The organism is Polynucleobacter sp. QLW-P1DATA-2 (assembly GCF_001870365.1).
GTDB lineage: Bacteria > Pseudomonadota > Gammaproteobacteria > Burkholderiales > Burkholderiaceae > Polynucleobacter.
The window spans coordinates 82,207-108,580 of sequence record NZ_LZMQ01000001.1 but is presented as its reverse complement, the minus strand read 5'-3'; the positions used below and the strand labels follow the sequence as shown (position 1 = coordinate 108,580).

Here is a 26,374-nt window from a genome sequence, read left to right as displayed (position 1 = left end):
TGAGTTTTACTCTGGATAGAACTCGCTAAAGAAGTTTGCATACGCCTCTTGAGATAGAAATACTTTAGCGTTATCCACATTACTACCGGCATGTAAAACTGAAATTTGGTAAATCCATAGGCTCCCATTTCCCATGGAACGGGTTATCCAGCGAACCCTCATTACCTGTTGAAATTTTTCGTTCGACTTAAAAGCAATGAAATAGTCTTTACTTGGCAAACGATGATGGTCAGCTGTTTGATAAAAAGAGTCTTCAATAGTGACCGAGCCACCAGATGCTTTTGCCCGATCTACTACATTACTTTGTAGCTGACTAATTAATTTTGGTGCCAGCACAACTTGAGCATTAGTTAATTGAATCGCACTGATCGAATAAATATCATCTTCAACCTTCACTGCTTCAAGTGTTTGTAAGAACTCTTGATCCTGATACGGAATACGACGCTCAAGCTTGTCTGGCTTACCCGGAAACAATGCGTTATAGCCTTGTTCTGGAGACTGAACGGTGCGCCAATTGAGAGTAGGACTACATGCAGAGAGAAGAATAAATACCGCTAAAAAGATGCAGACTTTTAAAGCGCCTCTAAACAATGCCGGCTCCATGCGCCTGTTGATCTGCGTGATAACTGGATCGCACCATGGCACCTACTGCAGCATGAGAGAAGCCCATCTCATAGGCCCTCTCTTCAAACATCTTAAATACATCAGGGTGAACATAACGCGTAACTGGTAAGTGATGGCCTGATGGCGCTAGATACTGACCAATAGTAAGCATGTCGATATTGTGCTCACGCATATCACGCATGACCTCGAGAATTTCTTCATCCGTTTCCCCTAGACCCACCATCAAACCACTCTTGGTTGGGATATTAGGAAAGCGCTCCTTAAATTCTTTTAACAACTTCAAGGAATGGAGGTAATCAGCTCCGGGACGCGCTTGTTTATACAGACGAGGCACTGTCTCTAGGTTGTGATTCATCACATCTGGCAAACCTTGCGGAGCATGCTCAGCAAAGGTGTCTAGAGCTTTATCAAGACGTCCACGGAAATCAGGCACCAATACTTCAATACGGGTATTGGGAGACTGTGCACGCGATTGAGAAATGCAATCGACATAATGCATTGCGCCACCATCACGCAGGTCATCACGATCCACGCTGGTGATCACGACGTAATTTAATTTGAGTGCGGCAATAGTGCGCGCTAAGTTAGCGGGCTCTTTTTCGTCCAAGGGATCGGGTCTACCATGACCCACGTCACAGAATGGGCAGCGACGTGTGCACTTATCACCCATGATCATGAAGGTTGCAGTGCCCTTGCCAAAACACTCACCGATATTAGGGCAACTTGCCTCTTCACACACTGTGACTAATTCGTTTTCCCGCAAAATCTTTTTAATCTCAGCAAAGCGTGAGTTACCTGATGCGGCTCTTACCCGAATCCAGTCTGGCTTCTTTAGCACTTGCTCCAAAGGCACGATCTTGATTGGAATACGTGCAGTCTTCTCGCTCGATTTTTGCTTGCGGGTAGCATCGTATTGAAGATCTTGTCGCTCTTCTACTGATGGCTTGATATCGGTCTTATTTATGGTCATGGCATTAGTTGCTTTTGTAAGTGCTCCAAAAGCCTTTGGCTAATAGTGTCTATATTGTCCTTGATCCCAAGGGTTTGCATATCTACCGTCTTTAAGCCCTCATAGCCACAAGGGTGGATACGCCCAAATGCCTCTAAATCAGTAGCTACATTCAAGGCTAGGCCATGGTACGAGCAGCTTTTTGAGACTTTTAGACCAAGAGCAGCCACCTTTGCCCCAACCCATTCAACCGAGACGCCTGGCTGTTGGGATATATAAATTCCTGGGGCGCCAGGCTTTCTTTCTGCCTGAATACCAAAATGCGCCAAGGCATCGATCAGCGCTTGTTCAATACGGAAGACCAACTCTTTTACAAAAATCCCAAGTCGTTTGAGATCAAGCAAGAGATAGACAACGATCTGACCGGGCCCATGATAAGTAATCTCGCCACCCCGATCTACTTGCACCATTGGAATGTCATGACTTGGGGAATGCAGATTGCCTGCATCGCCAGCCAAGCCTAATGTAAATACCGGAGGGTGCTCCAAGAGCCATATTTCATCTGGTGTATCGCTATTACGCTCCCTTGTAAAGAGGCGCATTGCTTCATACGTTTCAGCGTAATCTACTAGACCAAGGTGCTTTACGAAAACCGTCATGAACTCTGATTAGAGAACGATGCTCACTAATGGATGGGTTGATAACGTACGATAAAGCTCATCTAACTGTTCGCGACTAGTCGCTGTAATGGGCAAAGTAATACCCAAATAATTTCCATCCTTTGATGGTCTCTGCTCTACCTTACTCTCGTCAAAAGTAGGATCAAATTGCTTAGCAATATGCACTATTGCAGGCAAATACTCTGGATTATTTTTTCCCATTACCTTGATAGGAAAAAGAGAGGGATACTCAATCAGTGATTTTTCTTCAGCCATATTTTTCTTTCTTATTCTGATTGTTTGCGATGGTCTGGCATACCTAACCAGGCACCAGAAATAATATTGCGAATGCAATGCAGACGACGATGGAAAAAATGGTCGGCGCCTGGCACTACTTGAACGGTGAGTTCTTGGGGACGCGCCCAATCCAAGACATCTATTAACGGAATAGTTTCATCGAGCTCACCGTGAATCAAAATCGTATCAGCAGGCACCTGAGCTAATGTCCACTTACCGGCCGCACTTCCTACCATGACTAGGCGCTCTGCAGGACGACCTAACTCGGCCAATCTTTGGACCAAGTGACTGCCAACAAAACTACCAAAGGAAAATCCAGAAACTACTAATGGCAAAGTATTCGCAGAGGCAGTCCACGCTTGATTGGCGCTAGCCTCGAGTTGAGACCAGCTTGATGGTGTTTGCATCCACTCAGTCACATGTAGCAAATCTTCTAACTCACCAACGCCGTTATCATGTACGCCCACTGTGCCACCAACACCACGAAAGTTTGGACGCACGCTCACATATCCCAACTGATTAAATGCTCGGGCCATAGTTTGGGCAACTTTGTTATCCATCGTACCCCCCATCAAAGGATGAGGATGCGCCACCAATGCCAGGCCACGCACCATAAAGGCTGGGTTAGTTTTTAATTCATCTGGGAGATCGATGGACATTTCCATTGAACCAACAAGACCATCAATCTGAATTACTTTGTTACGGCTATTCATGAACACACTTTCAACAAAAACTGAATTAACTTAGCTTTTCTAAGCCAATTGCAAACGCTCTACCGGTATACCCTGGATTAAATGGGATTGAATAATTTCTTCGACGTCCTCTTTATCAATCATGGTGTACCAAGTACCTTGTGGATAGATCACCATGACGGGTCCGTCAGCGCAGCGATCTAAACATCCCGCTTTATTCACCCGAATTTTTCCAGGGCCCGCAAGCCCGAGTTCTTTGACTCTATTTTTAGCGTACTCAAATAGGGCAAAAGCATTATGACGATCACAACAGTCTTCACCGTTACTACGTTGATTCAAGCAAAAAAATAAGTGATGTGAAAAGCTCATAGAAAAATTATATGTATCAATGTGTTGATTGAAGTTCTTTGGTGTTACGAATCATCCAAAAGAAGGCCATGGGTAACCATATCACTGAAACCCACTGCATCAACTCATTAAAGTGCAATAAACGTCCTTGGTTCCAATGTCTTAGGGTGAGTATGAAATAAGGATTATCGGGCAATACATTGATGGCGATGGTTACGACGATCAAACAGAGCATCGCTAAGTAGTACTTTGTGCTTTGACGTAAACGCAATGCCCATCGCAAAGCTAGGACTGCTAAACACATTCCCCAGAAAGCACCGGTAGTGAGCCATATCAAACTAAACTCCCCTCCAAACTGAAGGGCTGTAAACAATATCTTTAGCAAAACGGTGAAACCAAGCAAACCATTGAGGATTTGCCACTGAGGCGCTTTGGGGCGCATCCCTAGAGACAATAAAAGTGCCGCGCCCAACCAACAAAGGCCGGTAATCAGTGTTTCTTGCACCACTTGATTGATCACCGTTGTTCCCCAATCGATCGATCCGAAAATCACATGCCCCCAGCCACCAATGCCCAACCAAGAACTTTGGGGGTAAATCTGTGACCATGGAAATAAAAGACACAGCACACAGATTGCCCAATTCAAACCAAACCACTGGTCAAATCTACGCCGTAGGGCGCTTCCAGATAACCACTCGGGACCCAAAGGAATCGCCAATAAGCCGCCTAATAAGCCCCCAAATACATTGGCCCACCAATCCATCAAGCTCGGAATACGGGTAGGAACCCAAGATTGCAGAGTTTCGACACTAAAAGCAACGAGAGCGCTCAGACTAATGGCCATACCCAAGGCAACAAAATTTCGCCAACGTGGATATGCAGCAAAAACCAATAGAAACCCAAAGGGGATATAAGCCAGGATATTCGCTGAAACATCAAAGAGGGTAATAAAACGTGGCAAAGGAGCATCCACCCATGCCCACGCAGTAATTCCGTTTTGGAAGTCAAAATCGAATGGATTTAGGCTTATGTACAGGATTAGAAGGGCATACATGAGGCTAGAGGCTCTAGCCAGGGGCATAGCTTGTAGAGGCCATGCCAATTTGCGAGGACGCTGAACTTTCTCGTGCATTCCACAATTCTAGGTCAGACCTTTCTACAATGGCGAAATGACTGCTAATTGCATCCTTGAACGTGTTGCTGAAACCAAATCCACCAACGATGATCTTCTTGAGCGCTGGCGGGCTGGCGCGCTCATTGACCCCGTTGCTCGCATCACCCAAAAGCAGACAGCGGGTAAAGGGCGGGCTGGACGCGTCTGGGTAGCCAACCCCGAAGACTCTCTCTGCTTTTCAATGGCTTTTCCTTTCAGCAGAAGCCCTGCTGAATTAACGGGATTAAGTCTTGTGGTGGGTTTGGCAACTATTGAAGGTATTGCTAAGGCATGCCATCTTGAGCAGGATCTTCTTCATCATGCAGGGCTTCGCCTCAAATGGCCCAATGATTTATTGCTGAACAATGCAAAATTGGGTGGCATTTTGATTGAAGGTGGACAAGCAAAATCGGGTGAGCCTAGCTGGATGATTGTTGGTGTTGGCATGAATTTACGGAACGCCAGCGCCATAGAAAAAAATCTTGATCAAAGTGACATTAAAGTCAGCTCAATAGAGCAATTGCTACCCCCAGAAGTAAAACCCCTTGAAGCTGAATATCTTTGGCTAAGCTTAATTGATTCGTTTGTGAAGCATTTCAAAAACTTTGATCAACACGGTTTTGCAGCATATCAAAGTCAGTGGCTTAAATGGGATGCTTTTGCAGGTCAAAAAGTATGCATATCAGGGGCAGGAAAAGATCCCACCTACGGTATTGCAAGAGGAGTTGATGCCAAGGGAGCCCTTATGCTTGAGCAAGCAGATAAAACCGTTGCAATTTATGCTGGTGATGTTTCTCTCAGAATGCAATCATGAGTCTCTATTTAATATTTGATGTTGGCAATACCCGCTTGAAATGGGCTGCTGTTGAATCAAATCAACAGCCATCTGACCAACAGAAAAAATTATGGGCCTATTCAGGATCTATTAGCAGCGCTTCATTGCAATCGCCCGAGCACCGAGCTGAATTAGCTGATTACATCTCTAAGACCCTTCCAATGCCGAGCGCAATTGCCTTTAGTTGTGTCGCAGGTGAAGAAGCAATCATCAATCTCAAATCACTCTTTCCTCAATGGAAAGAGATTGCATGGAAGCAATTAAGCGGTGATAGTACTTTTGAAGGGATTCGCACCTTATACCAAGAGCCTAGCAAGCTTGGCGCAGATCGCATGGCAGCCATCATAGGAGCACGTGCATTATCCAAGAGAAATACTTTGATCATCAATGCCGGCACCGCTACAACCATTGATTTGTTGGGCTCTAACGGCGTCCACTATGGCGGCTGGATCTTGCCAGGCCTAAGCCTGATGCAAAAAAGCTTAGAGACCAACACAGCGCAGCTACCCCTGGCAATCCGCGGCGATGCTCACCATGGTTTTGGTGTTTGTACCAATGACGCCATTATTGGCGGTTGTGATGCCGCTCAAATTGGTGCTGTTCAATACGCGCTCAATATTGCAAAAGAAATGAATCACCCGATTGAAAAAGTATGGCTTGACGGTGGCAATGCCAAAGTGTTGGCAAAAGAAATTGGGCAGTTGAGCAAGCTTAATGCAGTCAACATTGAAATCAGCGAAGGCTTGGTATTGCGCGGTGTGTGGGCGTGGCTCTTAAAGAACTTATAAGAAATATTAAGAGCGGATTTTTCCTAGCAAGCTAGTAGTTGACCGCTCGTATAAAAAAGGAATGGCAATCGCCTTCCCGCCCCAGGTTTTTACAAGCTGGGTTTCTGCCAAGCTATCGATCTCATAATCGCCACCCTTTACGTAAATATCAGGGTGGATTTTCTCGATCAGATTAACGGGTGTTTGCTCAGTGAATAACACTGCCATATCAACACTCTCAAGAGCAGCTAATAAAGCCTGACGGTCTGCCTCAGAGTTAATAGGCCTGTCATCCCCCTTACCCAACATCCTGACTGACGCATCAGAATTCACTCCCACCACCAAACTTGCGCCTAGCGCTCGAGCTTGAGCTAAATAACTAGCGTGGCCACGATGCAAAATATCAAACACCCCGTTAGTGAATACTAAGGGTCTTGGTAACTTAGCAATTCGAGCATCGAGCTCTGCCAAAGGGCAAACTTTAGATTCAAAAGAGGGTGGGGGCAAAGTGCTCATAACTCCATATTAATGGCTTTACGTGAGGCCCTGCGATATTGCTCATAATGTCTTAGACTTGACGCCTAATCTGCAGAACAACGAAGAGACAATATGAACCGCATCGTAAGCAATATAGTAGTTGGCTGTCTTTTTACTCTTTTTATCTTTTTTCCAGGGATCAAGCTAGCAAATGCAGCCCCTAGCTGTAGCCCACTCTTATCCCATACTTTTCCACGCCTACAAGATGAGGCGCCACAAAATCTCTGCCAATATCAAGGTAAAGTCATTTTGGCAGTAAATACTGCCAGCTTTTGTGGATTCACCAGTCAATATGAGGGCCTAGAAAAAATCTATGCCAAATACAAAGATCAAGGTTTTGTAGTGCTTGGCTTTCCTTCGAATGATTTTGGTCAACAAGAACCCGGCAGTAATAAAGAAATCGCAGACTTTTGTAAAAACACATATGACGTGAAATTCCCTATGTTTGCCAAAACCGTAGTTTCGGGCAGCAATCCAAACTCTTTTTTCAAAATGCTGATTGCCAAAACAGGTACCACTCCAAAATGGAATTTCTATAAATATTTAATAGATCGCAATGGCAATGTCGTTGACTCTTTTGGTAGTGTCACTAAGCCTACTAGTAACTCCATAACGGATGAGATAGAAAAACTCCTGAAGGAAAAAGCGCAGTGATCAAAAAAAGAATTGCCATTATTGGCGCCGGCATCTCTGGTCTAGGCTGCGCATATGCACTAAGACAGCATCCTGAAATGGAAATCACCCTATATGAAGGTGGAGACCATATTGGTGGACATAGCAACACCGTTGACTTCACTTGCAATATAGCTGGTCAAGAAATTACACATGGCATAGACACTGGCTTCTTAGTTTTTAACCGTAAGACCTACCCCCGCTTAGTCAGACTTTTTGAAGAAATTAAGGCGCCCGTGGCCCCTTCTGAAATGTCATTTTCAGTGTCTATTGATGCTTCCGAAAAAAGTCCTCATCACCCTAAAATTGAATGGGCGGGGAATGACCTCAATTCTTTTTTTGGGCAACGGTCGAATTTGCTCTCACCATCCTTTTGGAGAATGGCATATGACATCTTGCGCTTCAATCGTATGGCCACCAAGCTTGCTCAGCAGCAGATAGATGCCGGCCACCACTATGCTGAGCCAGATGAAACAATTTCCAATTTTTTAGATCGAAACCGTTTTAGCCAAAGTTTCAGAGAGAATTACTTTCTCCCCATGATTGGCGCGATCTGGTCTTGCTCTGTTGAGCAAATGTTGGCATTTCCGATTCAGACCATGGTTCGTTTCTGCCACAACCATGGCTTATTGCAAATCCAGAATCGACCACAGTGGCTCACCATCAAAGGTGGTTCACGGGAATACGTTAAACGCATTGTGAGCGCCCTCGAGAAACACCAGATTGCGATTAAACGCGAAGCGGTATTGCGAGTCAATGCTAGTCAAGGTGATGCAGCCCAAGTTGAGGTCATTAGCTCATCGGGCTCTGCAATGTTTGATGAAGTGGTGATGGCCTGCCATAGTGATCAAACTCTAGATCTGGTTCATGGGATTGACCAGCAAGCCAGAAATATTCTTGCCGCCGTTCCTTACCAAAAGAATCGGGCCATTCTGCACACAGACACGCGCTTCCTACCCGAAGCAAAGCGCTGCTGGGCTGCCTGGAACTACACAGCAAAATCAGGCACCACGCCCTCCTCTAAACAGCACGTCAGCGTTAACTACCTCATCAATCGATTACAGCCATTACCCGAGCAATTGAAAAACACACAGATTATTGTGAGTCTGAATCCCGCATCCGAGCCAGACCCTAAGCTAGTTCATCAAGAGATTCACTATTCACATCCAGTATTTGATATGAATGCCATTCAAGCCCAAAAAGAATTGCCTCTGATTCAGGGTACATTCTCCATTTGGTATTGCGGGGCTTGGACAGGCTTTGGCTTTCATGAGGATGGATTGAGATCTGGTGAGCTAGTCGCAGAGGCCTTAATAGAAAATATTCGGTCACCACTGCAAAGCACTCCCAAGCAAGATGCCCGTTAAATGAATCAACCAAAGATCAACTTTGGAGTAGTGAAACATCGGCGTCTGCGACCGGCAAAGAATGCTTTTGGCTACGGTGTATTCACCCTATCTATTCCCATGCGGACAAGAAAGCAAAATCCCCGCCTGCTTCGCGATTGCGGCCTTCGCGACAATAGCTTAGGTATCTGCTCCTTCTTTGATAAGGATCATGGGCTTGGTGAGGCTGATAGCCTCTCTTGGATTGAAAATATTTTGCAAGAAAATGGTCTTCACAACATCGATGGAGAAATATGGCTGCATACCTTTCCTAGAGTGCTAGGTTACGTATTTAATCCCGTTAGCTTCTGGGTATGCACAAATTCTGATGGCTTAGTTAAAGCGGTGTTGGCTGAAGTAAATAATACTTTTGGCGAGCGTCATTGCTACTTATTGCATAAAGATTCAGGAGAGCCCCTGCAATCTGGAGAGACGCTTAGCAGTAAGAAGGTGTTTCATGTTTCGCCGTTCTGCGAAGTGCGAGGCGAATATCAATTTCGCTTTTTATTTTCCGAAGATAGTAGCTCAAAGAAAAACTCCGTATACCGCATTGAGCTTCATGAGGACGGACTGCCCCTCATTAATACCAGCATTAGCGGCACGGGTCGCCCCCTTAGCAAGTCCAACCTATACCTAGCCCTTTTACGCTACCCCCTCATGAGCCTTGGAGTGATTTTCCGTATCCATTGGCAAGCATTGAAATTATGGCTAAAAGGTGTACCCTTTCACTCAAAACCTAAACCACCGGAATTCGAAGTCAGCAGATGAATCGCCCTGGACAGACCTTACTTTCTCGACTGAATTTTTCACGACCGCAAACTAATGCGGTTCATTTGCGCAAACAAGACCTGTGCGCCAAAGCGCTTTTGGCCATCTTAGCGAAACTGACCAACGGTCACCTTAATCTGACCCTGCCCAACGGAGAGATAAAAGAATTTGGTAATCCATCAGATTCATTAAGGGCAGATATCCAAATCTTAGATTGGTCCGTATTTAAGCAGGTCATGTCACATGGCGATATTGGATTTGCAGAAAGCTATATTCGCGGGGAGTGGAATACTTCAGACTTAAAAGCACTCTTGGAATTAGCTATTCGCAATCGCACCATTCTTGAAAAGGCCATCTATGGCAGTTGGTATGGCTCAATCCTCTATCGCCTGAAACACTGGCTGCGGGATAACACCAAAACGGGAAGCCGTAAAAATATTCATGCGCACTATGACCTAGGCAACCCTTTTTATAGCTTGTGGCTAGACCCGAGCATGAGCTATTCCAGCGCCTGGTTTTCTCAAGGTGATCAGCAAACTCTTGCGGAAGCACAACGCGCCAAAATTAGACGCATTCTTGACTCTCTCAACACCAAGATGGGTGATCGAATTTTAGAAATCGGCTGCGGCTGGGGTGGAGTAATGGAAGAAGCATTGCTTAGCGGAAGAAACATTACGGGGCTCACTCTTTCAACCGAGCAAAAAGCCTACGCAGAAGATAGATTAGCAAAAATTCATCCCCAAACATCCCAGCAGGCTACTTTTGAGGTCAGGCTACAAGACTACCGTGATTGCCAGGAGCGGTTTGATGGCATTGCTTCTGTAGAAATGTTTGAAGCGGTTGGTGAAAAGCATTGGCCTGAATATTTTCAGACTATTGCTCAATGTCTGAAAGCTGGGGGTAAGGCTTGCATACAGACCATTGTGATTGCCGAAGAGCTATTTGAACGGTATCGCCACAATACGGATTTCATTCAGCAATATGTATTCCCCGGAGGCATGCTCCCTTCGTGCGCTAGCTTTAAAGCAAGTGCGGAAAAAGCAGGCTTACAGATTGAAGAAGAATTTGCATTTGGGGCAGATTACACTAAAACGCTATGTCTTTGGCGCGAGAGCTTTAATCAAAAACTTAAGGAAGTACGTCAACTAGGATTTGATGAAGCATTCATACGTCTTTGGAATTTCTATCTTATGTACTGCGCCGCCGGATTCTCAGAACGTAATATTGATGTTGTGCAATTTACGCTCAGCCACCAAACTATCAAAACATCTCCGGATGCCCTAAAAGCATGAAGCAGCGCGGAATTGATCATTTCTCAGGCAAGCGTGTTTGGGTCATTGGTGCCTCAAGCGGAATTGGTGAAGCGTGTGCCAATGCTCTGCTAGCACAGGGCGCTAAAGTTGCACTCTCTAGCAGAAGGGTCGAGCGCTTAAATGCAATTGCAGCGCAAGCACAAACAGATCAAGCACTCGTGATCCCTCTAGATGTCACTAATGATGATCAATTTCATGGCGCCTACCAAACACTCCTCAATACATGGGGTGGGATAGATCTACTCTTGTTTGTCTCTGGAATGTATATTCCTTTGCGTGCTGATGATTTTGAGATTCAAGCAGCAGAGCAAACGATTGAAGCCAACCTCCTAGGACCCATGAGAGCGGTGGCTTTAGTGCTCCCTGAAATGCTTAAAGCACATGCCGGCCATATCGCCATTGTTGGTAGCGTTGCAGGTTATAGCGGTCTACCTAAAGCCTTGGCATACGGGCCAAGCAAAGCTGGCATTATTAACTTTTGCGAAACGCTCTATTACGACTTACTTCCGGAAGGAGTAAGCGTGCACATGATTTCTCCGGGCTTTGTTGCAACCGAGGCTACGGCTCAAAATGATTTTGAGATGCCCGCGTTAATTAGCGCTGAGCAAGCAGCAACAGAAATTCTAAGCGGGATTCAAAGGGGAGAATTTGATATTCACTTCCCCAAAAGATTCTCAAGATTTTTGAAACTCTTGAGAATTCTGCCATACCCACTTTACTTTTGGATCGTGCGTCGCTTCGTCAAAATCTAAGCAATTGCAAAATAGAACTTCAATTTTTTGTAACTACTGCTTGTACTTATCTTTACGAATTTTATCTTCTAGATAATCCATCACAACCAATGCTTTAGCTTTAGTTCCAGCAATTGAAGGGGATGTGACATATTTACCCTGCATCACAATGGTTGGTACGCCATCAATTCGATAGGCCTCTGTCAATTGTTTTGCAGCTCTTGCTTTAGATACCACCGCAAAAGAGCGGTAGGTAGCTAAGAAGGTATTGCGATCAACCCCTTGTGAAGCAACCCAGTCAGCAATTTCAGGCTCTGTTAATAAGTGTTTATTTTCTTTATGTATGGCGTACATTACCTTTTCATTTAAGGCATCGCCCTTACCCATTGCCTCAAGCGCATAGTAAAGCTGGCTGTGTGGCAAAAAGTCATCACGAAAAGCTACTGGAACCCTGCGGAAGGCTACGTCTTTTGGTTGACGCTTAACCCATGCACTCAATTCTGGCTCAAAGTCATAGCAATGTGGACAACCATACCAAAAGAATTCAATCACCTCGACTTTACCCTTGGTCTCTACCGGCTGGGGGACTGGGAGGACTCGGTAATCAAAACCTTCTTCAATTTTTTGACCTTGCGCACTAGCGATGCCGCTCAAGAAAATTAAAGTCAGTACAAGAAATGCTCTTTTGCTAAATGAGATCATGATGTTTACTTTATTTGCTAGCTTTAATCAGGGCTGGTTTAATACCCATGCCATTTAATTTATCACGCGCAGGAGCGCTTTCCTCAACGCTGCCATAGGGACCTGATCGGACACGCCATAGCGTGTTGCCGTCACTAGTCACTTCACTCAATTGCGTTTGGATACCCTGAATAGCTAAAGCAGCTTTTTGTGCATCTGCATCTGCACGCTTTGTAAATGCACCTACCTGCAAGAAATAAATAGCGTCGCCTTTAGGAGTCTGGGCTGTAGTGTTTTCAGCTGGCTTTTTACCATTGACTAAATCGCCAATAGGATCGGCAGATGCCGCAGCGGGAGCCTTACCTTGTAGCGGTTTATTTAGATCCAATGGCTCTGCCGGTGCAGCAGATTCCCCTTCAGCAGGAGTGCTTAAAGATTTAATAGTTAACGGTAAATTAGGAGCCCGTACACCAGGTCTTTCTTGAGGGGTATTTTTAGAGAGATAGAAGGCAATCACAAATGCAATCCCTAGACCAGCACCCAAGCCCAAAACAAAGCCCAAGATAGTGCCGCCATATTGAGCCTGATTGCCCTGCTTCATGAGGCCAGCTTGTTGATTCGGTCTTTTCATCATTTCCTCATCTTACATATTCACTTCATATATTGCTACTACATCTTTGCCGGCGCAGAAACCCCTAAAACCTTCAAGCCATTTTGCAAAACTTGGCGGGTTGCTGACAGCAATGCAAGACGCGCTAGCTTCAAATTCTGATCATCCACCAACACACGATCCGCATTATAGAAAGTGTGGAAGTCACCCGCTAAATCACGCAAATAAAAAGCGAGGGCATGCGGAGCTAATTCAGCAGCAGCGTCGGTCAATACCTCAGGATACTCTGCAAGACGTCTTAATAAATGATCCGATGCCTTGCTTTGCAATAAAGAAAAATCAGCATTAGCTAGATCTGCGACCTTACCGTCCCATTGCTTCAAGATAGAGCTAATACGGGCATGAGCATATTGCACATAGAACACTGGATTTTCATCATTTTGCTGTAACGCCAAATCGATATCGAATACAAATTCAGTATCTGCCTTACGAGAGATCAAGAAAAAGCGTACAGCATCTCGGCCATGCTGTAGAGCCAATTCTCTTTCTTCAGGCGTCATTTCTGGAGTGATGCCACCAGACCACTCCACTAAATCACGAACAGTGACATAAGAGCCAGCCCGCTTAGAAATTTTCACTTCTTCACCGTGACGCATTACCGTCACCATCTTATGCAGAACATAATCTGGATAAGTCTTTGGAATATCCCATCCGCGCTTTTGCGCGACCCCCTGCAAGCCTGAGCGAACGCGTGCAATGGTGCCATGGTGATCGCTACCTTGCACATTGATAACCTTTGCAAAGCCACGACTCCATTTACTTGCGTGATAGGCTACATCTGGCACAAAGTAGGTAAAGCTACCATCTGATTTGCGCATGACACGATCTTTATCATCACCATCATCGGTAGTTCTTAGCCACAAGGCACCTTCACCTTCATAGGTTTTACCAATGCTCTGCAAGTCTTCTACGATTTGCTTAACGCTACCATCGGTATATAAAGATGATTCTAGGTAGTAGCAATCAAACTGAACGCCAAAAGTTTTCAAGTCTATATCTTGCTCATTACGCAAATAGGCAACAGCAAATTGACGAATCGCTTCAAGATCATCACGGTACTCGGGAGATGCTTTAAAGGCTGCAGCAATCTCGGCAATATATTCACCGTTATAGGCTTGCTCGGGCCAATTGGTATCACCCGGCTTTAAGCCATTTAAGCGTGCTTGAACTGATAACGCTAAATTAGCAATTTGTACGCCAGCATCGTTGTAATAAAACTCACGATGTACTTGTATTCCTTGGGTTGCCAATAGGTTTGCCAAGGCATCACCTAAGGCAGCCTGCCTGCCATGTCCAACATGCAATGGGCCTGTTGGATTTGCAGAGACAAACTCAATCATGGCGCTGGGAACTGAACCACTGCCTTGTTTGCTTTCACCAAAATGAGTGCCAGACGAGAGAATCTCTCCCACTACTGCCGTTTTGGCGGCATTACTGAGGCGGAAGTTAATAAAACCTGGGCCCGCAATGTCGCACGATGCGATCAGTTGATCAAACCCCGGTTGCTGTTGTAAACGCTCCACCAAGGCCTGCGCCAGCTCTCGCGGATTGAGTTTCCAGGCTTTGGATAGCTGCAATGCAATATTGCAGGCAACATCGCCATGATCAACCGCCTTAGGGCGCTCTAAACGGGGTACTGGGGGCTCTCCTAAGCCGCGCTCCTGAGCGAGGCTCTGTAGGGCTGCGCTCAGGATTTCAATTAAACGATTTTTATTGGTTAGCAACATAGATAAGTGAGTTTATCAGGTGGTAAGCTATTGAAATGATCTATCAATTCCGCTCCAAAGCTGGTCCAGACGTCATCATGCTGGCAGATCTGACTAAGCGAATCTTTGATATTTTGGGGCGGCCGCTTGAGCCCAGAGGCATTCTGACGGAAGAACAACTTCCCGCTCTAATTACCGCCTTGGAAACAGCAATTCTCAAAGACCTAGAGGAACGCTCCCAGGCTAAAGATGAGGCGGACGAAAAAGCTGAAAAACCCAAACTGGCAGACCGTCTTGGCCAACGAGCTTACCCATTTTTAGAACTCATGAAACAAGCAAAAGCCAAAAACGAACCTGTGATGTGGGGCGTTTAATCTATCAGGCTTGCTAATTGGCGACGAACATCTTCAACAGACTGGCCGCGTCTCTTAGCTAAATCCTCAACCTGATCAGCAGTCACTTTTCCAACGTTGAAATATTGCGCGTCTGGATGCGCCAAGTAAAAACCGCTCACGCTAGAGGCGGGATTCATTGCCATAGACTCCGTCAGGGTCATGCCAATATCTTCGGAACCAATTACCCTCAATAGATCTTGCTTCACTTCATGTGCAGGACAAGCAGGATATCCAGGTGCGGGACGAATACCGCGGTACTCCTCATTAATCATCTGATCATTAGTCAAAATCTCATCGGTAGCATAGCCCCATAAATCCGTGCGTACACGATGATGCATCAGCTCCGCAAATGCTTCGGCCAAACGGTCAGCTAAAGCCTTCAACATAATTGCGCTATAGTCATCGTGCTTTGCCTGAAACTCAGCAACTTTTTTCTCTACCCCGTGGCCAGTTGTTACAGCAAAACAACCAAGATAGTCTGAAACACCAGAATCTTTTGGTGCTACATAGTCCGCCAAGCAACGATTTGGTCGGCGTACACCGTCTACCACGGGACGCTCAGATTGCTGACGCAAGTTGTGCCAAACAAACAAAGGGTGTTCGCGCGCTTCATCGCTATACAAAACAATATCGTCACCAACAGTATTGGCGGGATAGAAAGCAACTACGGCGTCAGCTTGTAGCCACTGCCCCTTGATCAACTTATCTAGTAATACCTGGGCATCGGCATATACCTTGCGAGCCTCAACACCCACAACCTCATCATCTAAGATTGCCGGAAATTTACCTGCTAGGTCCCAAGTTTGAAAAAATGGCGTCCAGTCAATGTACTTAGCGATATCGCTTAGAGCAAAGTTCTTAAAGACACGACGTCCGATGAATTTTGGTTTTTCTGGAATATAAGCAGACCAATCAATCATCTCGCGATTCTTGCGTGCTGCCTCCAATGAAATTGTTGGTGCTGCTTTTTTATTCGCATGCTGTTCACGAATGCGAACATAGTCATCGCGCAAGTCTTGAATAAACTTCTTGGCGCTCTCGTCAGACAATAGGCTAGAGGCAACTGATACGGAACGAGAAGCATCTGGTACATACACCACAGGACCGTCGTAATGCGGGGCGATCTTGACAGCAGTATGTACACGCGAAGTAGTTGCACCACCAATCATCAATGGAATTTGACGCTCACGGAAATAATCATCGCGCTGCATCTCTTGGGCAACGTACGTCATTTCTTCTAGAGACGGTGTAATTAAGCCAGATAAACCAACGATATCCGCATTCTCTTCCTTAGCGCGCTTCAGGATATCTGCGCAAGGAACCATCACGCCCATATTGGCCACTTCAAAGTTATTACATTGCAACACTACCGTCACAATATTTTTACCGATATCGTGCACATCGCCCTTAACCGTAGCCATCACAATCTTGCCTTTGGCTTTCGCTTCGCCACCTGCAGCAATATGTTGACGCTTTTCTTCTTCAATATAAGGAATCAAGATAGCAACAGCCTGCTTCATAACACGTGCACTCTTCACCACTTGCGGCAAAAACATTTTGCCGGCACCGAATAAGTCACCGACGACATTCATGCCATCCATCAACGGGCCTTCAATCACTTCGATTGGCCTGCCTCCAGACCCCATAATCTCTGAACGAAGTTCTTCAGTATCCTCTTCGATGAAGGTTGTAATGCCATGTACTAAAGCATGCGTTAAGCGCTCGCGGACTAGCGCCTCACGCCATGCTAAGTTTTCGACTTGTTTTGCACCGCCACCCTTGAATTGATCGGCAATGTCTAACAAACGTTCAGTTGGCGTTTTTCCATCTTTTTCTTTAAAGCGATTGAGTACGACATCTTCAACGCGCTCACGTAACTCTGAATCCAAATCAGCGTAGACACCTAACTGACCCGCGTTGACAATACCCATATCCATGCCAGCTTGAATTGCGTGATAGAGGAATACTGTATGAATCGCCTCACGTACGCGATCATTGCCGCGGAAGGAGAAACTCACATTTGAAACACCACCGCTGACTTTAGCGCCAGGTAGATTTTCTTTAATCCAACGGGTGGCATTAATAAAATCTACCGCATAGTTGTCATGCTCCTCAATACCGGTAGCAATAGCAAAGATATTGGGATCGAAAATAATGTCTTCCGCTGGAAAGCCGATTTCATTGACGAGGATCTCATAACAACGTTGACAGATTTCTGTCTTACGCTTAAAAGTATCTGCCTGGCCGACTTCATCAAAAGCCATCACAACCGAAGCTGCACCATAGCGACGAATCAAGCGCGCCTGTTTACGAAAAGACTCTTCACCCTCTTTTAGCGAGATCGAATTGACAATTGGCTTGCCCTGAATACATTTCAGACCCGCCTCAATCACACTCCACTTAGAGGAGTCGATCATGATGGGAACGCGGGCGATATCAGGCTCTGATGCAATCAGATTTAGGAAGCGCGTCATTGCCGCCTCAGAATCCAACATCGCTTCATCCATATTGATGTCGATAACCTGTGCGCCGTTTTCAACCTGCTGTCTTGCAACTGCAAGCGCCTCATCAAATTGATTATTCAAAATCATCCGAGAGAATGCTTTGGAGCCGGTTACGTTGGTGCGCTCACCAATATTTACAAAACCAACAGCCGAAGTGACATTGAATGGTTCCAAGCCAGAGAGCTTCATTGGTGGCATTGCTTTACCTAACTTACTCATACAGACTCCTCTGCATTTTCACGATAGAAAGCGCGGGGCTTGCGTTTAGCAACTGCGTTAGCAATTGCACGAATATGGTCGGGCGTAGTGCCGCAGCAACCACCAACTAAGTTGACCAAGCCATCTTTTGCAAAACCATCAACCAAACTTGAAGTGATATCTGGTGTCTCATCAAAACCAGTGTCACTCATGGGATTAGGCAAGCCTGCATTGGGATAACAAGATACCGCTGTATCACAAATGCGTGAGAGCTCGGCAATGTAGGGGCGCATCAATGCAGCGCCAAGCGCACAATTCAAACCAAAAGTGAGCGGCTTAATATGACGTAAGCTATTCCAAAATGCCTCTACAGTTTGACCAGACAGAATACGACCGGAGGCATCAGTTACCGTTCCAGAAATCATTACAGGCAAGCGTTCGCCCGTCTCTTCAAAAAATTCATCGAGGGCAAACAAAGCTGCTTTTGCATTCAGCGTATCGAAAATAGTTTCGACTAAAAATAAATCCACGCCGCCTGCAAATAAACCTTCGATCTGCTCACGATAGGAGGCACGTAGTACATCAAACGTTACGTTGCGTGCGCCCGGATCATTTACGTCCGGTGAAATGCTTGCCGTCTTTGGTGTAGGCCCGATTGCCCCGGCTGCAAAACGCGGTTTATCAGGAGTGCTGTATTTTTCACAAGCTGCGCGCGCCAGTCTTGCGGAGACCTCATTCATCTCGCGCGCTAGACCTGCCATTTTGTAATCCTCTTGGGCTACAGATGTGGCACCAAAAGTATTTGTTTCGATAATGTCTGCGCCAGCATCTAAATATTGCTCATGAATCGTGCTAATAATTTGTGGCTGAGTCAAAACCAAAAGCTCGTTATTGCCTTTGATATCTCCGGGATGATCAGCAAAGCGATTGTTACCAGGCAAACCACGGTAATCAGCCTCACCAAGCTTGTACTGCTGGATCATGGTTCCCATCGCGCCATCCAATATGAGAATGCGCTGCTTTAACAGATCAGGAATTGCCTGACCGCGGGTGTAAGGCTGGGACAAACCATTAAATTGCATTGCTTAACCGGGATTAATCTCTAGAATCCCTTATTCTATTGGAAAAGCGACTTTTTATTTACCTCGGAGCCCTTATGTTTGGAACCATTCCAGAATTTAATCAAAGCCTAGAAATGTTTAAAACCATGTGGGGTCAAGGTGCAGCGGGTCAAGCTGGGCAATTCCCCTTCACAACTGATGCCTCAAAGGCTGCTGGCGGCTTTGGCTCAGCGTTTCCAGGCATGGATACTGAAGAGCTAGAGAAACGCATTAAGGACCTGAAAAGCGTCGAGAACTGGCTTAATTTGAATCTCAACATTCTCAAATCGACCATTCAGGGCTTAGAGGTCCAACACGCTACGATGATGGCCCTCAAGTCGTTTGGTGATGCCGTATCCGCAGCCGGTGCCGCTGCTGCCGCTCCTAAAGAGGAAACAACTGCCAAAACTAGCAGCGTCAAAGCTAAACCACGGAAAACCGCAACACGCCGTCCTCGCAAAGCCGGCGATCCAACTTTCCTCGACGAAGTAGGTAATTCAGATGGGCAATAGCCTCACCCATCGCAAATGTGAGTTGATGAATATCTAACTCGCGTTTAAATAAAACCGGCACTATCTCACGAGCAGTTGCCGGTTTTTTACATGCGCCCAGGGCTTCGGCCAAACGCTCATCATGATGGGCATTGAGTTGCGCAATCCTAGGCTTCATTCCAGTAAAAGGCTTACCATGAGAGGGCAGCACTAAAGTATCGTCAGGCAAGGGTAGATACTTTTCCAGTGATTGCAGATACAAACCTAAGGGATCAGCATCGGGGTCAGCATCATAAACACTGACGTTTGTGGAGATGCGCGGCAACAACATATCACCAGAAATTAAAACGCCCAGCTCTTTACAAAAAAGCGATGCGTGCTCAGGAGCGTGCCCATAGCCCATGATGATCTGCCAAGAATGACCCCCAATCAAAATCGATTCGCCTTCAATAATCCGACGATATTGACGCGGCACCCCTGGCACCATATTGCTGTAGTAGTTAGAGCGCGCCCGAATTTTTTCTAAATCCTCGGGAGTAGTTAAACCATGTTTCTGAAAGTGATCTGCTGAACCACCTCCTCCAGCACGCGCACCTATCGCAGCACCACCCTCTTTATGACTCAACCATTGCGCTGTTAAATAGTCTGTCATAGAAATCCATAGTGGTACATTCCACTTTTCACATAGCCACTGAGATAAGCCAATATGGTCTGGATGCATGTGCGTCACCAGAACTCGAAGCACTGGCAAGCCATCTAATTGGCTTTTGAAGATCAGCTCCCATGCGGCCTTCGTATCATCATTCGCGATTCCACAATCCACAATGGTCCAGCCGGCAACGCCGTCAATTTCATCGCGCAAGAGCCATAGATTGATATGGTCCAAAGCAAAAGGAAGGCGCATTCTCAGCCAACGTACTCCTGGTGCCACCTCAATGCTTTCGCCTATCTGCGGTAGATTCTCACCTAAGGGATAATGAATGGCACTCTCTGCGGGGATTTGTTTTTGGGTGCTCATGATGTATTTATCGCTCTTCTATTTGATCTAGGCTTGCTTTGACAACAGTTCCATCACCTTGCATTAATTGGTGCGACATTAATCCTGAGAATGGTTTTTGTCGAGGCTGCTATCGCACGCTAACTGAAATTGCAGATTGGTCGGAACTAAGCAACCCTGAGAAGCTTAAGATTTGGTCTCAACTAAAAACGCGCAAACCTCAAGCACCCCAATAACTCAATCGAATCATTTCTCAACTTCTTATTTATTAACGTCCACAATCAAACGACCGCGCACATTACCGGCCATGAGCTCTTGCGCATATTTCAAAGACTCTTCCAAAGTAATTTCGTGAGAGATCTCGTCTAACGTTTTACGATCAACTAATTTACTCAACTGCTCATAAGCGGCGATGCGTTTTTCACGTGGGACAGTGACACTATTGACACCATACAACGTAACGCCACGCAAAATGAATGGCGCAACGCTTGATGGAAAATCCATGCCTTGCGCAAGACCACAAGCAGCGACGGCACCATTACTTTTGGTCTGAGCGCAGGCATTCGCTAGAGTGTGACTACCAACACTATCCAAAACTGCGGCCCAACGCTCTTTTGCAAGCGGCTTACCTGGCGCAGATAAAGTGGCGCGGTCAATGACCTCAGCAGCACCTAATTTCTTCAAATAATCAGCTTCAGCCATGCGGCCTGTACTGGCAACCACGGTAAAGCCCAGCTTGCTCAACAAAGTAATTGCGAAGCTGCCAACGCCACCAGCAGCGCCGGTCACCAAAACCTCGCCATCACTTGGCTTTAGGCCATGTTTTTGCAAAGCCATGACACACAGCATGGCTGTATAGCCAGCAGTACCAATCGCTAAAGCTTGCTTAGCGGTAAAGCCTGTTGGTAAAGGAATCAGCCATTCAGCCTTTACTCGAGCCTGCTGAGCTAATCCACCCCAATGCCCCTCGCCCACACCCCAGCCGTTCAAAAGAACCATATCGCCTGCTTTAAAATCAGAACTGGCACTTTCAATGACCTCACCTGCAAAATCGATACCCGGGACCATTGGGAAGCTCCGCACCACAGGGCCTTTGCCCGTGATCGCAAGACCATCCTTGTAATTGAGGGTTGAATACAGCACTTTGACCCTCACATCGCCCTCTGGCAGGCTTGCCTCATCAGCTTGCCCCAACTCAGCGCGATAGCCCTGATCATCCTTATTGATCAATATTGCCTTAAACATATCTCTATCTCTTTCTCTCGGTGGAGGTATTTTCCCCGCAACAATTGCTTAATAGGTTTATCCTAACGAGCATTGTCGATTATGGAGGTTTCCATGAAAAAAATTCTACTATTAACTGCAGTTTCTGGCTTGATGCTTACTGGATGCTATTCCACTGAAATCAACATGTCCATGGGCAATATGCGTCTCATTAGCTCTAGCGCTAACCCGCAAGACGTGATGGATTTTGCAACCAAGACGTGTAAAAACGATTTCTATGAAGGCGCTAGCTTTTTATCCAAAGCCGGCAAGGAATATCGCTTTAAGTGCGTAAAAGCGGAAGAAAACGAAGTATTGATTCCAATTCCGGGAACTACGATCACTCCAGAAGTGAAAACAGAAGCAAAGTAAGCATAGTTGATGACCCCATTTACTTCGCAAGAATTACGCAAAGGCTTTGCATCTTTTGCAACAGGGGTCACAGTCATCACCTGTATGGATGAGGATCAAAATCCTCACGGCATCACTATTAGCTCTTTCAATACAGTTTCTCTTGAGCCGCCACTGATTTTATGGAGCCTTAAGAAGCATTCTCGCCTCATGCCATGGGTTGAGGTAGGCAAAACACACCTCATCCATGTTTTAGAACGCTCTCAAGAAGATTTAGCGATGCACTTTGCCACCGTCAAGCAAGATCAGTTTATGGGAATAGAACATAAACTAGCCGCCAGTGGCTTAACCCAAATTAATCACTGCGTCGCTTATTACGAATGTGAAACAGTATCCGTTCACATTGGCGGCGACCACAACATCATCGTTGCCAAAGTGATCAACCTTAAAAATCATCCAGAAAAAGAGCCCCTTATTTTTGCTCGTAGTAAATTTGTTGGCCTCGATTTCACGGAAATTCAATCAAACTAGTACCGATTAATACAAGCAAGGAAATGCCATGATGCGTTTATGGGGTCGCAAAAGTTCCATTAATGTTCAAAAAGTATTGTGGTGTCTTGCCGAGCTAGGACTTAAAGAAGGGGTTGATTTTGAGCGAATTGATGCAGGGCTTCAATTTGGCGTTGTTCGCTCACCAGAATTCTTAAAACTCAATCCCAACGGTTTAGTTCCCACCCTGGAAGATGGTGACCTGATTCTGTGGGAATCCAATACCATCATGCGCTACCTAGTCTCACAGCATGATCAAAATAAGCGCTTTCCATCTGATATTGCCTCTCAATATGGCTCAGAAAAATGGATGGATTGGCAAGTTGGAACAATGTGGCCGGTGCTACGCCCCACATTCATAGGGCTAACTAGAACACCCGCAGCAGACCGTAATCATGTTGTCATTCAAAAAGCCTATCAAGATACCAATGAATTATTTTCTTTGCTTGATCAAACGCTAGCTTCACAAGCCTATTGCTCCGGCAATCAATTTCACCTTGGAGATATTGTGCTGGCCTTATGCGTGCACCGCTGGATATTACTGAATGAGATCTTCCCCAAAGAGACAGGGATCAGAGCAGATCTTAAAAATATCAATCGCTGGCTAAAGCAACTTAAAACTGAAACACACTTTCAAGAATTTGCCGAGAAAGAACTCAACATTATCAGCAAGTGATATTGAGTTCACCCCTAAGGCAGTATTTACTCTTGATTAAATTTCCTCTGATGGTGATCTGCGCCCATGAAGAGGTACATCGCAGGCACCACAAATAAAGTAAACAGAGTACCAATTGATAGGCCGGTAAAGATCACAATACCCATCGATTGACGACCTGCGGCACCGGCTCCTGAAGCAATCACCAAAGGCAGAACACCCAGGACCATTGCAGCAGTTGTCATCAAGATCGGCCTTAAACGTTCACTCGCAGCTTCAATAATCGCATCAAGCTTGCTGCGCCCGCCTTTTTGCAATACGTTAGCGAACTCCACAATCAAAATACCGTGCTTACTAATTAAACCCATCAGCGTCACTAGCCCAACCTGCGTATAAACATTCAAGGTTGTAAAGCCCAGATTAATAAAGATAAGAGCTCCAAAGAGAGCCATTGGGACGGATACCAAAATCACAATCGGATCGCGGAAACTTTCAAACTGTGCGGCTAGCACCAAGAAAACAATCAAAATTGCAAAGAACATGGTGACCAAAAAGCCGCCAGATTCAGCCATAAACTGACGAGATGGGCCTGCATAGTCCATAGAGTATCCATTGGGCGCAACCTCTTTTAAGGTCTGACGCATATATTCCAATAAATCTGCCTGAGAAATAAATGGTGTACTCACCCCAGAAATCGTTGCTGAATTTAACTGCTGAAAGTGATTGATTGATTGCGGTACAACCTTTTGCTTAATACTTGCGATAGTTCTTGCCTGAATCATCGCGCCACTAGGGGTGCGAATGTAGTAATCCAAAATTTGATCTGGATTCAAGCGGTCTACTTGCTTTACTTGTGGAATAACTTTGTACGAACGGCCAGCAACCGAGAAGTAATTAACATATCCACCGCCCAAGGCTGCAGATAGCGCTGAACCCACTTGTTGCTGAGTCATTCCTAAGGCAGCCACTTTTTCACGATCAATCACCAAAACATCTTGGGGCTTATCAATCTTCAAATCAGAATCTACGAAGAAAAAGTTGCCGCTACGGCGTGCTTTATCCAAAACAGCTTGAGATACTTCATTTAGCTGTTCATAAGACTCGGTTGTATTAATGACAACTTGAACCGGCAAGCCCTGGGCGCCAGGTAATGCAGGGAATTGGAATGCTGCCACGCGAGCTCCAGCAATCGTATTCCACTTTTGCTGCATATCTTCTTGGAATTTGGTTGCGTTACGACTACGTGAACTCCAGTCTTTTAACAAAATACCGCCAAAGCTAGAGGTTGGACTCGTAATCTGAAATGCTTGCTCGTACTCAGGTTCAGCCGCAGCAATTGCATAAATTTGATCTGCATACGTCTGCATTTGATTTACTGTGCTATTGGGTGGCCCGGATGCCTGCATTAAAACGATACCTTGATCTTCTGTAGGGGCGAGTTCTGCGCGAGCTGTGGCATATAAATAAGCAACGCCGCCCAAAAGAATAGCTCCCATCACCATGATTACCTGCCAAGTACTCAATAGATCCCGTAAGGTAGTTTGATAACTGTGATGCACCTTGTCAAAAATTCGGTCAATCTTTTGCACAAAGGGAGATGCCTCTTGCTCTTCGGTAAAAATCCTTGAGCACATCATTGGTGAAAGTGTTAACGCAATTAATCCTGATACTGCGACCGCGCTAGCCAAAGTAAACGCAAATTCGGTGAATAGCGCACCAGTTAAACCACCCTGAAAACCAATTGGGATATACACCGCAATCAATACTACGGTCATTGCCAAAATCGGGCTACCTAATTCACGCGCGGCAATTAAAGAAGCCTCAAGCGGAGATTTACCCTCCTTCATATGCCTATCAACGTTCTCTACGACGATGATGGCGTCATCGACCACTAAGCCGATAGCCAATACGAGAGCCAGTAAGGTTAGCAAATTAATGGAATAACCGAGCACCTGCATTAAGAAGAAAGTGCCAATCAGGGATAGCGGCATTGCAATAACTGGAACAGCCACTGCACGCACACTTCCTAAGAAAAGATAGATCACGACTGTCACAATGACCAAAGCCTCAAGCAGGGTTGAAACTACCTCGTCAATAGAGCTGGTAATAAATTCAGTGGAGTCGTAAACAATTTTCCCATTCATGCCAATAGGTAGTTGCTTTTGAATGTCTGGCACTACGTCTCTAACACGCTGTGCAACATCTAATAAATTTGCCTGAGGTGCAACTTTGATACCAATAAATACCGACTGTTTTCCACTAAACGCCACATTGGTGTTGTAGTCCTCAGAGCCCAAAGAGACGCTTGCAACTTGATCTAGATAGACGATATTGACGCCGTCTTTTTTCACAACTAATTTACGGAATTCATCAAGCGTATGGAGATCGGTACCGGCTACCAAGTCAACCGACACCATATCTCCCTTGGTGCTACCCACTGCTGATAAGTAATTATTAGCAGACATTGCGCTGTAGACATCATCCGCTCCAACCCCCAAGCCAGCCATCTTTTCACGATCAAGCCATGCGCGTAAAGCAAATTTTCTACCGCCAATAATTTCAGCGTTCTGCACCCCTTCGACCGAATCCAGTTTTGGCTTTACAACACGCAATAGATAGTCGGTAATGGCGTTATTGGGTAGCTGATCGCTATAAAAGCCCATATACATAGCCGCAGTTGACTGGCCAACCTGAACCGTGAGCACCGGCTGCTGAGCTTGAGGCGGCAGTTGATTTTTTACTGCGCTAATCTGGGTCTGGATCTGGGTCAATGCCGCATTGGAGTCGTAATTCAACTTCAAAGTGGCAATAATGGTGGAAACACCACTGACACTAGTCGATGACAAGTAGTCAATCCCTTGCGCCTGCGCTATAGAAGCTTCTAGGGGTTGTGTAATAAAGCCGGCGATAGTTTCTGGATCTGCGCCATAGTAAGCCGTAGTAATAGTAACAATTGCATTTTGCGTTTGAGGGTATTGATTGACTGGTAAAGAACCAATCGCTTTCAAGCCAAATACCAATACGAGTGCACTAACCACCAGTGATAGCACTGGTCTGCGAATGAATATGTCGGTCCAATTCATC

29 protein-coding genes are annotated in these 26,374 nt (G+C 45.7%); 13 read left to right on the top strand and 16 right to left on the bottom strand.

From position 1 onward, the window contains the following. Positions 1-6 precede the first annotated feature (6 nt). From A9236_RS00595 to A9236_RS00565, 7 genes are read right to left on the bottom strand one after another with little or no spacing between them, the layout of a single operon-like run. Positions 7-603, bottom strand: coding sequence for a hypothetical protein (locus A9236_RS00595; protein WP_236638643.1), 597 nt, complete (start codon positions 601-603; stop codon positions 7-9). Beyond that, positions 584-1,594: a lipoyl synthase gene (gene lipA / locus A9236_RS00590; protein WP_071467679.1), complete on the bottom strand. Its 1,011-nt coding sequence runs from the start codon at positions 1,592-1,594 to the stop codon at positions 584-586. The genes A9236_RS00595 and lipA overlap by 20 nt, the downstream gene beginning before the upstream one ends. Next, positions 1,591-2,232, bottom strand: a complete 642-nt coding sequence (gene lipB / locus A9236_RS00585) for a lipoyl(octanoyl) transferase LipB (RefSeq protein WP_071466260.1) — start codon at positions 2,230-2,232, stop codon at positions 1,591-1,593. Before lipB ends, lipA begins: the two co-directional genes overlap by 4 nt. A 9-nt stretch (positions 2,233-2,241) precedes the next feature. After that, on the bottom strand, positions 2,242-2,508 hold the full coding sequence (locus A9236_RS00580) for a YbeD family protein (protein WP_071466261.1): 267 nt from the start codon (positions 2,506-2,508) through the stop codon (positions 2,242-2,244). Positions 2,509-2,519: 11 nt separating this feature from the next. After that, positions 2,520-3,242, bottom strand: coding sequence for an alpha/beta hydrolase (locus tag A9236_RS00575; RefSeq protein WP_071466262.1), 723 nt, complete (start codon positions 3,240-3,242; stop codon positions 2,520-2,522). A 39-nt stretch (positions 3,243-3,281) separates the two neighbouring features. Further along, positions 3,282-3,590, bottom strand: a complete 309-nt coding sequence (locus A9236_RS00570) for a ferredoxin (protein ID WP_071466263.1) — start codon at positions 3,588-3,590, stop codon at positions 3,282-3,284. 16 nt (positions 3,591-3,606) lie between these two features. Next, a complete protein-coding gene (locus A9236_RS00565; RefSeq protein ID WP_071466264.1) occupies positions 3,607-4,701 on the bottom strand; it encodes a VanZ family protein in 1,095 nt (364 codons plus the stop codon). 37 nt (positions 4,702-4,738) lie between these two features. Between A9236_RS00565 and A9236_RS00560 the strand changes: the two genes are divergently transcribed. Beyond that, positions 4,739-5,536 carry a biotin--[acetyl-CoA-carboxylase] ligase gene (locus A9236_RS00560; RefSeq protein WP_071466265.1) on the top strand — a complete coding sequence of 266 codons (798 nt, stop codon included), beginning with the start codon at positions 4,739-4,741 and terminating at the stop codon, positions 5,534-5,536. Beyond that, positions 5,533-6,345 carry a type III pantothenate kinase gene (locus A9236_RS00555; protein WP_071466266.1) on the top strand — a complete coding sequence of 271 codons (813 nt, stop codon included), beginning with the start codon at positions 5,533-5,535 and terminating at the stop codon, positions 6,343-6,345. The genes A9236_RS00560 and A9236_RS00555 overlap by 4 nt, the downstream gene beginning before the upstream one ends. 6 nt (positions 6,346-6,351) lie before the next feature. Here the strand turns inward: A9236_RS00555 and rfaE2 are convergent, their stop codons facing one another. Next, the gene (gene rfaE2, locus A9236_RS00550; protein WP_071466267.1) at positions 6,352-6,840 is read right to left on the bottom strand and encodes a D-glycero-beta-D-manno-heptose 1-phosphate adenylyltransferase; all 489 of its coding nucleotides are present in this window, start codon (positions 6,838-6,840) and stop codon (positions 6,352-6,354) included. Between the two features lie 93 nt (positions 6,841-6,933). Between rfaE2 and A9236_RS00545 the strand changes: the two genes are divergently transcribed. The 5 genes from A9236_RS00545 to A9236_RS00525 all read left to right on the top strand — a co-directional run bounded on the left by A9236_RS00545 (position 6,934) and on the right by A9236_RS00525 (position 11,751). After that, a complete protein-coding gene (locus A9236_RS00545) occupies positions 6,934-7,515 on the top strand; it encodes a glutathione peroxidase (RefSeq protein ID WP_083393540.1) in 582 nt (193 codons plus the stop codon). After that, a complete protein-coding gene (locus A9236_RS00540; protein ID WP_071466268.1) occupies positions 7,512-8,900 on the top strand; it encodes an NAD(P)/FAD-dependent oxidoreductase in 1,389 nt (462 codons plus the stop codon). Before A9236_RS00545 ends, A9236_RS00540 begins: the two co-directional genes overlap by 4 nt. After that, on the top strand, positions 8,901-9,686 hold the full coding sequence (locus A9236_RS00535) for a DUF1365 domain-containing protein (RefSeq protein ID WP_071466269.1): 786 nt from the start codon (positions 8,901-8,903) through the stop codon (positions 9,684-9,686). Positions 9,687-9,751: 65 nt separating this feature from the next. Further along, entirely contained in the window at positions 9,752-10,978 is a 1,227-nt protein-coding gene (locus tag A9236_RS00530) for a cyclopropane-fatty-acyl-phospholipid synthase family protein (RefSeq protein WP_236638642.1), read from the top strand. Further along, complete coding sequence (locus tag A9236_RS00525; RefSeq protein ID WP_071466271.1) at positions 10,975-11,751, top strand: SDR family oxidoreductase; 777 nt, start codon at positions 10,975-10,977, stop codon at positions 11,749-11,751. Before A9236_RS00530 ends, A9236_RS00525 begins: the two co-directional genes overlap by 4 nt. 33 nt (positions 11,752-11,784) lie before the next feature. Here A9236_RS00525 and A9236_RS00520 read toward each other — a convergent pair whose 3' ends face one another. Genes A9236_RS00520 through argS form a run of 3 tightly spaced genes read right to left on the bottom strand, consistent with a single transcriptional unit; the run spans position 11,785 to position 14,808 of the window. Further along, positions 11,785-12,432 carry a thiol:disulfide interchange protein DsbA/DsbL gene (locus A9236_RS00520; RefSeq protein ID WP_071466272.1) on the bottom strand — a complete coding sequence of 216 codons (648 nt, stop codon included), beginning with the start codon at positions 12,430-12,432 and terminating at the stop codon, positions 11,785-11,787. Positions 12,433-12,442: 10 nt separating this feature from the next. After that, complete coding sequence (locus tag A9236_RS00515) at positions 12,443-13,042, bottom strand: SPOR domain-containing protein (protein WP_071466388.1); 600 nt, start codon at positions 13,040-13,042, stop codon at positions 12,443-12,445. 38 nt (positions 13,043-13,080) lie between these two features. Then, positions 13,081-14,808 carry an arginine--tRNA ligase gene (argS, locus tag A9236_RS00510; RefSeq protein ID WP_071466273.1) on the bottom strand — a complete coding sequence of 576 codons (1,728 nt, stop codon included), beginning with the start codon at positions 14,806-14,808 and terminating at the stop codon, positions 13,081-13,083. Between the two features lie 35 nt (positions 14,809-14,843). Here argS and A9236_RS00505 point away from each other — a divergent pair, with 35 nt between their 5' ends. Beyond that, entirely contained in the window at positions 14,844-15,161 is a 318-nt protein-coding gene (locus tag A9236_RS00505; protein WP_071466274.1) for a DUF1840 domain-containing protein, read from the top strand. Here A9236_RS00505 and metH read toward each other — a convergent pair. Both metH and A9236_RS00495 read right to left on the bottom strand, forming a co-directional pair. Continuing rightward, positions 15,158-17,905 carry a methionine synthase gene (gene metH / locus A9236_RS00500; protein ID WP_071466275.1) on the bottom strand — a complete coding sequence of 916 codons (2,748 nt, stop codon included), beginning with the start codon at positions 17,903-17,905 and terminating at the stop codon, positions 15,158-15,160. The two genes, A9236_RS00505 and metH, sit on opposite strands and share 4 nt — an antisense overlap. After that, positions 17,902-18,966, bottom strand: a complete 1,065-nt coding sequence (locus tag A9236_RS00495) for a homocysteine S-methyltransferase family protein (RefSeq protein WP_071466276.1) — start codon at positions 18,964-18,966, stop codon at positions 17,902-17,904. Before A9236_RS00495 ends, metH begins: the two co-directional genes overlap by 4 nt. Positions 18,967-19,040: 74 nt before the next feature. Between A9236_RS00495 and A9236_RS00490 the strand changes: the two genes are divergently transcribed. Further along, a complete protein-coding gene (locus A9236_RS00490; protein WP_071466277.1) occupies positions 19,041-19,496 on the top strand; it encodes a PhaM family polyhydroxyalkanoate granule multifunctional regulatory protein in 456 nt (151 codons plus the stop codon). On the opposite strand, the gene A9236_RS00485 is transcribed toward A9236_RS00490, so the two are convergent. Continuing rightward, positions 19,408-20,493, bottom strand: coding sequence for an MBL fold metallo-hydrolase (locus tag A9236_RS00485; protein ID WP_071466278.1), 1,086 nt, complete (start codon positions 20,491-20,493; stop codon positions 19,408-19,410). The two genes, A9236_RS00490 and A9236_RS00485, sit on opposite strands and share 89 nt — an antisense overlap. 38 nt (positions 20,494-20,531) lie before the next feature. On the opposite strand from A9236_RS00485, the gene A9236_RS10825 reads away from it, so the two are divergent. Continuing rightward, positions 20,532-20,708, top strand: coding sequence for a DUF1289 domain-containing protein (locus A9236_RS10825; RefSeq protein WP_083393541.1), 177 nt, complete (start codon positions 20,532-20,534; stop codon positions 20,706-20,708). Between the two features lie 25 nt (positions 20,709-20,733). Here A9236_RS10825 and A9236_RS00480 read toward each other — a convergent pair whose 3' ends face one another. Continuing rightward, positions 20,734-21,717, bottom strand: a complete 984-nt coding sequence (locus A9236_RS00480) for an MDR family oxidoreductase (protein WP_071466279.1) — start codon at positions 21,715-21,717, stop codon at positions 20,734-20,736. Positions 21,718-21,810: 93 nt separating this feature from the next. Here A9236_RS00480 and A9236_RS00475 point away from each other — a divergent pair, with 93 nt between their 5' ends. Genes A9236_RS00475 through A9236_RS00465 form a run of 3 tightly spaced genes read left to right on the top strand, consistent with a single transcriptional unit; the run spans position 21,811 to position 23,311 of the window. Then, the gene (locus A9236_RS00475) at positions 21,811-22,107 is read left to right on the top strand and encodes a hypothetical protein (protein ID WP_071466280.1); all 297 of its coding nucleotides are present in this window, start codon (positions 21,811-21,813) and stop codon (positions 22,105-22,107) included. Positions 22,108-22,116: 9 nt separating this feature from the next. After that, entirely contained in the window at positions 22,117-22,617 is a 501-nt protein-coding gene (locus A9236_RS00470) for a flavin reductase family protein (RefSeq protein WP_071466281.1), read from the top strand. Positions 22,618-22,645: 28 nt separating this feature from the next. After that, on the top strand, positions 22,646-23,311 hold the full coding sequence (locus A9236_RS00465; protein ID WP_071466282.1) for a glutathione S-transferase family protein: 666 nt from the start codon (positions 22,646-22,648) through the stop codon (positions 23,309-23,311). 26 nt (positions 23,312-23,337) lie between these two features. Here the strand turns inward: A9236_RS00465 and A9236_RS00460 are convergent, their stop codons facing one another. After that, entirely contained in the window at positions 23,338-26,373 is a 3,036-nt protein-coding gene (locus A9236_RS00460; RefSeq protein ID WP_071466283.1) for an efflux RND transporter permease subunit, read from the bottom strand. Position 26,374: the final 1 nt, after the last annotated feature.

What these genes read in the sequence shown, in the direction of transcription:
- A9236_RS00570 (WP_071466263.1), bottom strand. Translation starts at nt 3,590, where the DNA reads ATGAGCTTTTCACATCACTTATTTTTTTGCTTGAATCAACGTAGTAAC.
- A9236_RS00465 (WP_071466282.1), top strand. Translation starts at nt 22,646, where the DNA reads ATGATGCGTTTATGGGGTCGCAAAAGTTCCATTAATGTTCAAAAAGTA.
- A9236_RS00575 (WP_071466262.1), bottom strand. Translation starts at nt 3,242, where the DNA reads ATGAATAGCCGTAACAAAGTAATTCAGATTGATGGTCTTGTTGGTTCA.
- A9236_RS00490 (WP_071466277.1), top strand. Translation starts at nt 19,041, where the DNA reads ATGTTTGGAACCATTCCAGAATTTAATCAAAGCCTAGAAATGTTTAAA.
- rfaE2 (WP_071466267.1), bottom strand. Translation starts at nt 6,840, where the DNA reads ATGAGCACTTTGCCCCCACCCTCTTTTGAATCTAAAGTTTGCCCTTTG.
- A9236_RS00545 (WP_083393540.1), top strand. Translation starts at nt 6,934, where the DNA reads ATGAACCGCATCGTAAGCAATATAGTAGTTGGCTGTCTTTTTACTCTT.
- A9236_RS00470 (WP_071466281.1), top strand. Translation starts at nt 22,117, where the DNA reads ATGACCCCATTTACTTCGCAAGAATTACGCAAAGGCTTTGCATCTTTT.
- A9236_RS00525 (WP_071466271.1), top strand. Translation starts at nt 10,975, where the DNA reads ATGAAGCAGCGCGGAATTGATCATTTCTCAGGCAAGCGTGTTTGGGTC.
- A9236_RS00515 (WP_071466388.1), bottom strand. Translation starts at nt 13,042, where the DNA reads ATGAAAAGACCGAATCAACAAGCTGGCCTCATGAAGCAGGGCAATCAG.
- A9236_RS00580 (WP_071466261.1), bottom strand. Translation starts at nt 2,508, where the DNA reads ATGGCTGAAGAAAAATCACTGATTGAGTATCCCTCTCTTTTTCCTATC.
- A9236_RS00535 (WP_071466269.1), top strand. Translation starts at nt 8,901, where the DNA reads ATGAATCAACCAAAGATCAACTTTGGAGTAGTGAAACATCGGCGTCTG.
- A9236_RS00460 (WP_071466283.1), bottom strand. Translation starts at nt 26,373, where the DNA reads ATGAATTGGACCGACATATTCATTCGCAGACCAGTGCTATCACTGGTG.
- A9236_RS00565 (WP_071466264.1), bottom strand. Translation starts at nt 4,701, where the DNA reads ATGCACGAGAAAGTTCAGCGTCCTCGCAAATTGGCATGGCCTCTACAA.
- A9236_RS00505 (WP_071466274.1), top strand. Translation starts at nt 14,844, where the DNA reads ATGATCTATCAATTCCGCTCCAAAGCTGGTCCAGACGTCATCATGCTG.
- lipA (WP_071467679.1), bottom strand. Translation starts at nt 1,594, where the DNA reads ATGACCATAAATAAGACCGATATCAAGCCATCAGTAGAAGAGCGACAA.
- A9236_RS00595 (WP_236638643.1), bottom strand. Translation starts at nt 603, where the DNA reads ATGGAGCCGGCATTGTTTAGAGGCGCTTTAAAAGTCTGCATCTTTTTA.
- metH (WP_071466275.1), bottom strand. Translation starts at nt 17,905, where the DNA reads ATGAGTAAGTTAGGTAAAGCAATGCCACCAATGAAGCTCTCTGGCTTG.
- A9236_RS00475 (WP_071466280.1), top strand. Translation starts at nt 21,811, where the DNA reads ATGAAAAAAATTCTACTATTAACTGCAGTTTCTGGCTTGATGCTTACT.
- A9236_RS00480 (WP_071466279.1), bottom strand. Translation starts at nt 21,717, where the DNA reads ATGTTTAAGGCAATATTGATCAATAAGGATGATCAGGGCTATCGCGCT.
- A9236_RS00495 (WP_071466276.1), bottom strand. Translation starts at nt 18,966, where the DNA reads ATGCAATTTAATGGTTTGTCCCAGCCTTACACCCGCGGTCAGGCAATT.
- A9236_RS00485 (WP_071466278.1), bottom strand. Translation starts at nt 20,493, where the DNA reads ATGAGCACCCAAAAACAAATCCCCGCAGAGAGTGCCATTCATTATCCC.
- argS (WP_071466273.1), bottom strand. Translation starts at nt 14,808, where the DNA reads ATGTTGCTAACCAATAAAAATCGTTTAATTGAAATCCTGAGCGCAGCC.
- lipB (WP_071466260.1), bottom strand. Translation starts at nt 2,232, where the DNA reads ATGACGGTTTTCGTAAAGCACCTTGGTCTAGTAGATTACGCTGAAACG.
- A9236_RS00560 (WP_071466265.1), top strand. Translation starts at nt 4,739, where the DNA reads ATGACTGCTAATTGCATCCTTGAACGTGTTGCTGAAACCAAATCCACC.
- A9236_RS00520 (WP_071466272.1), bottom strand. Translation starts at nt 12,432, where the DNA reads ATGATCTCATTTAGCAAAAGAGCATTTCTTGTACTGACTTTAATTTTC.
- A9236_RS00555 (WP_071466266.1), top strand. Translation starts at nt 5,533, where the DNA reads ATGAGTCTCTATTTAATATTTGATGTTGGCAATACCCGCTTGAAATGG.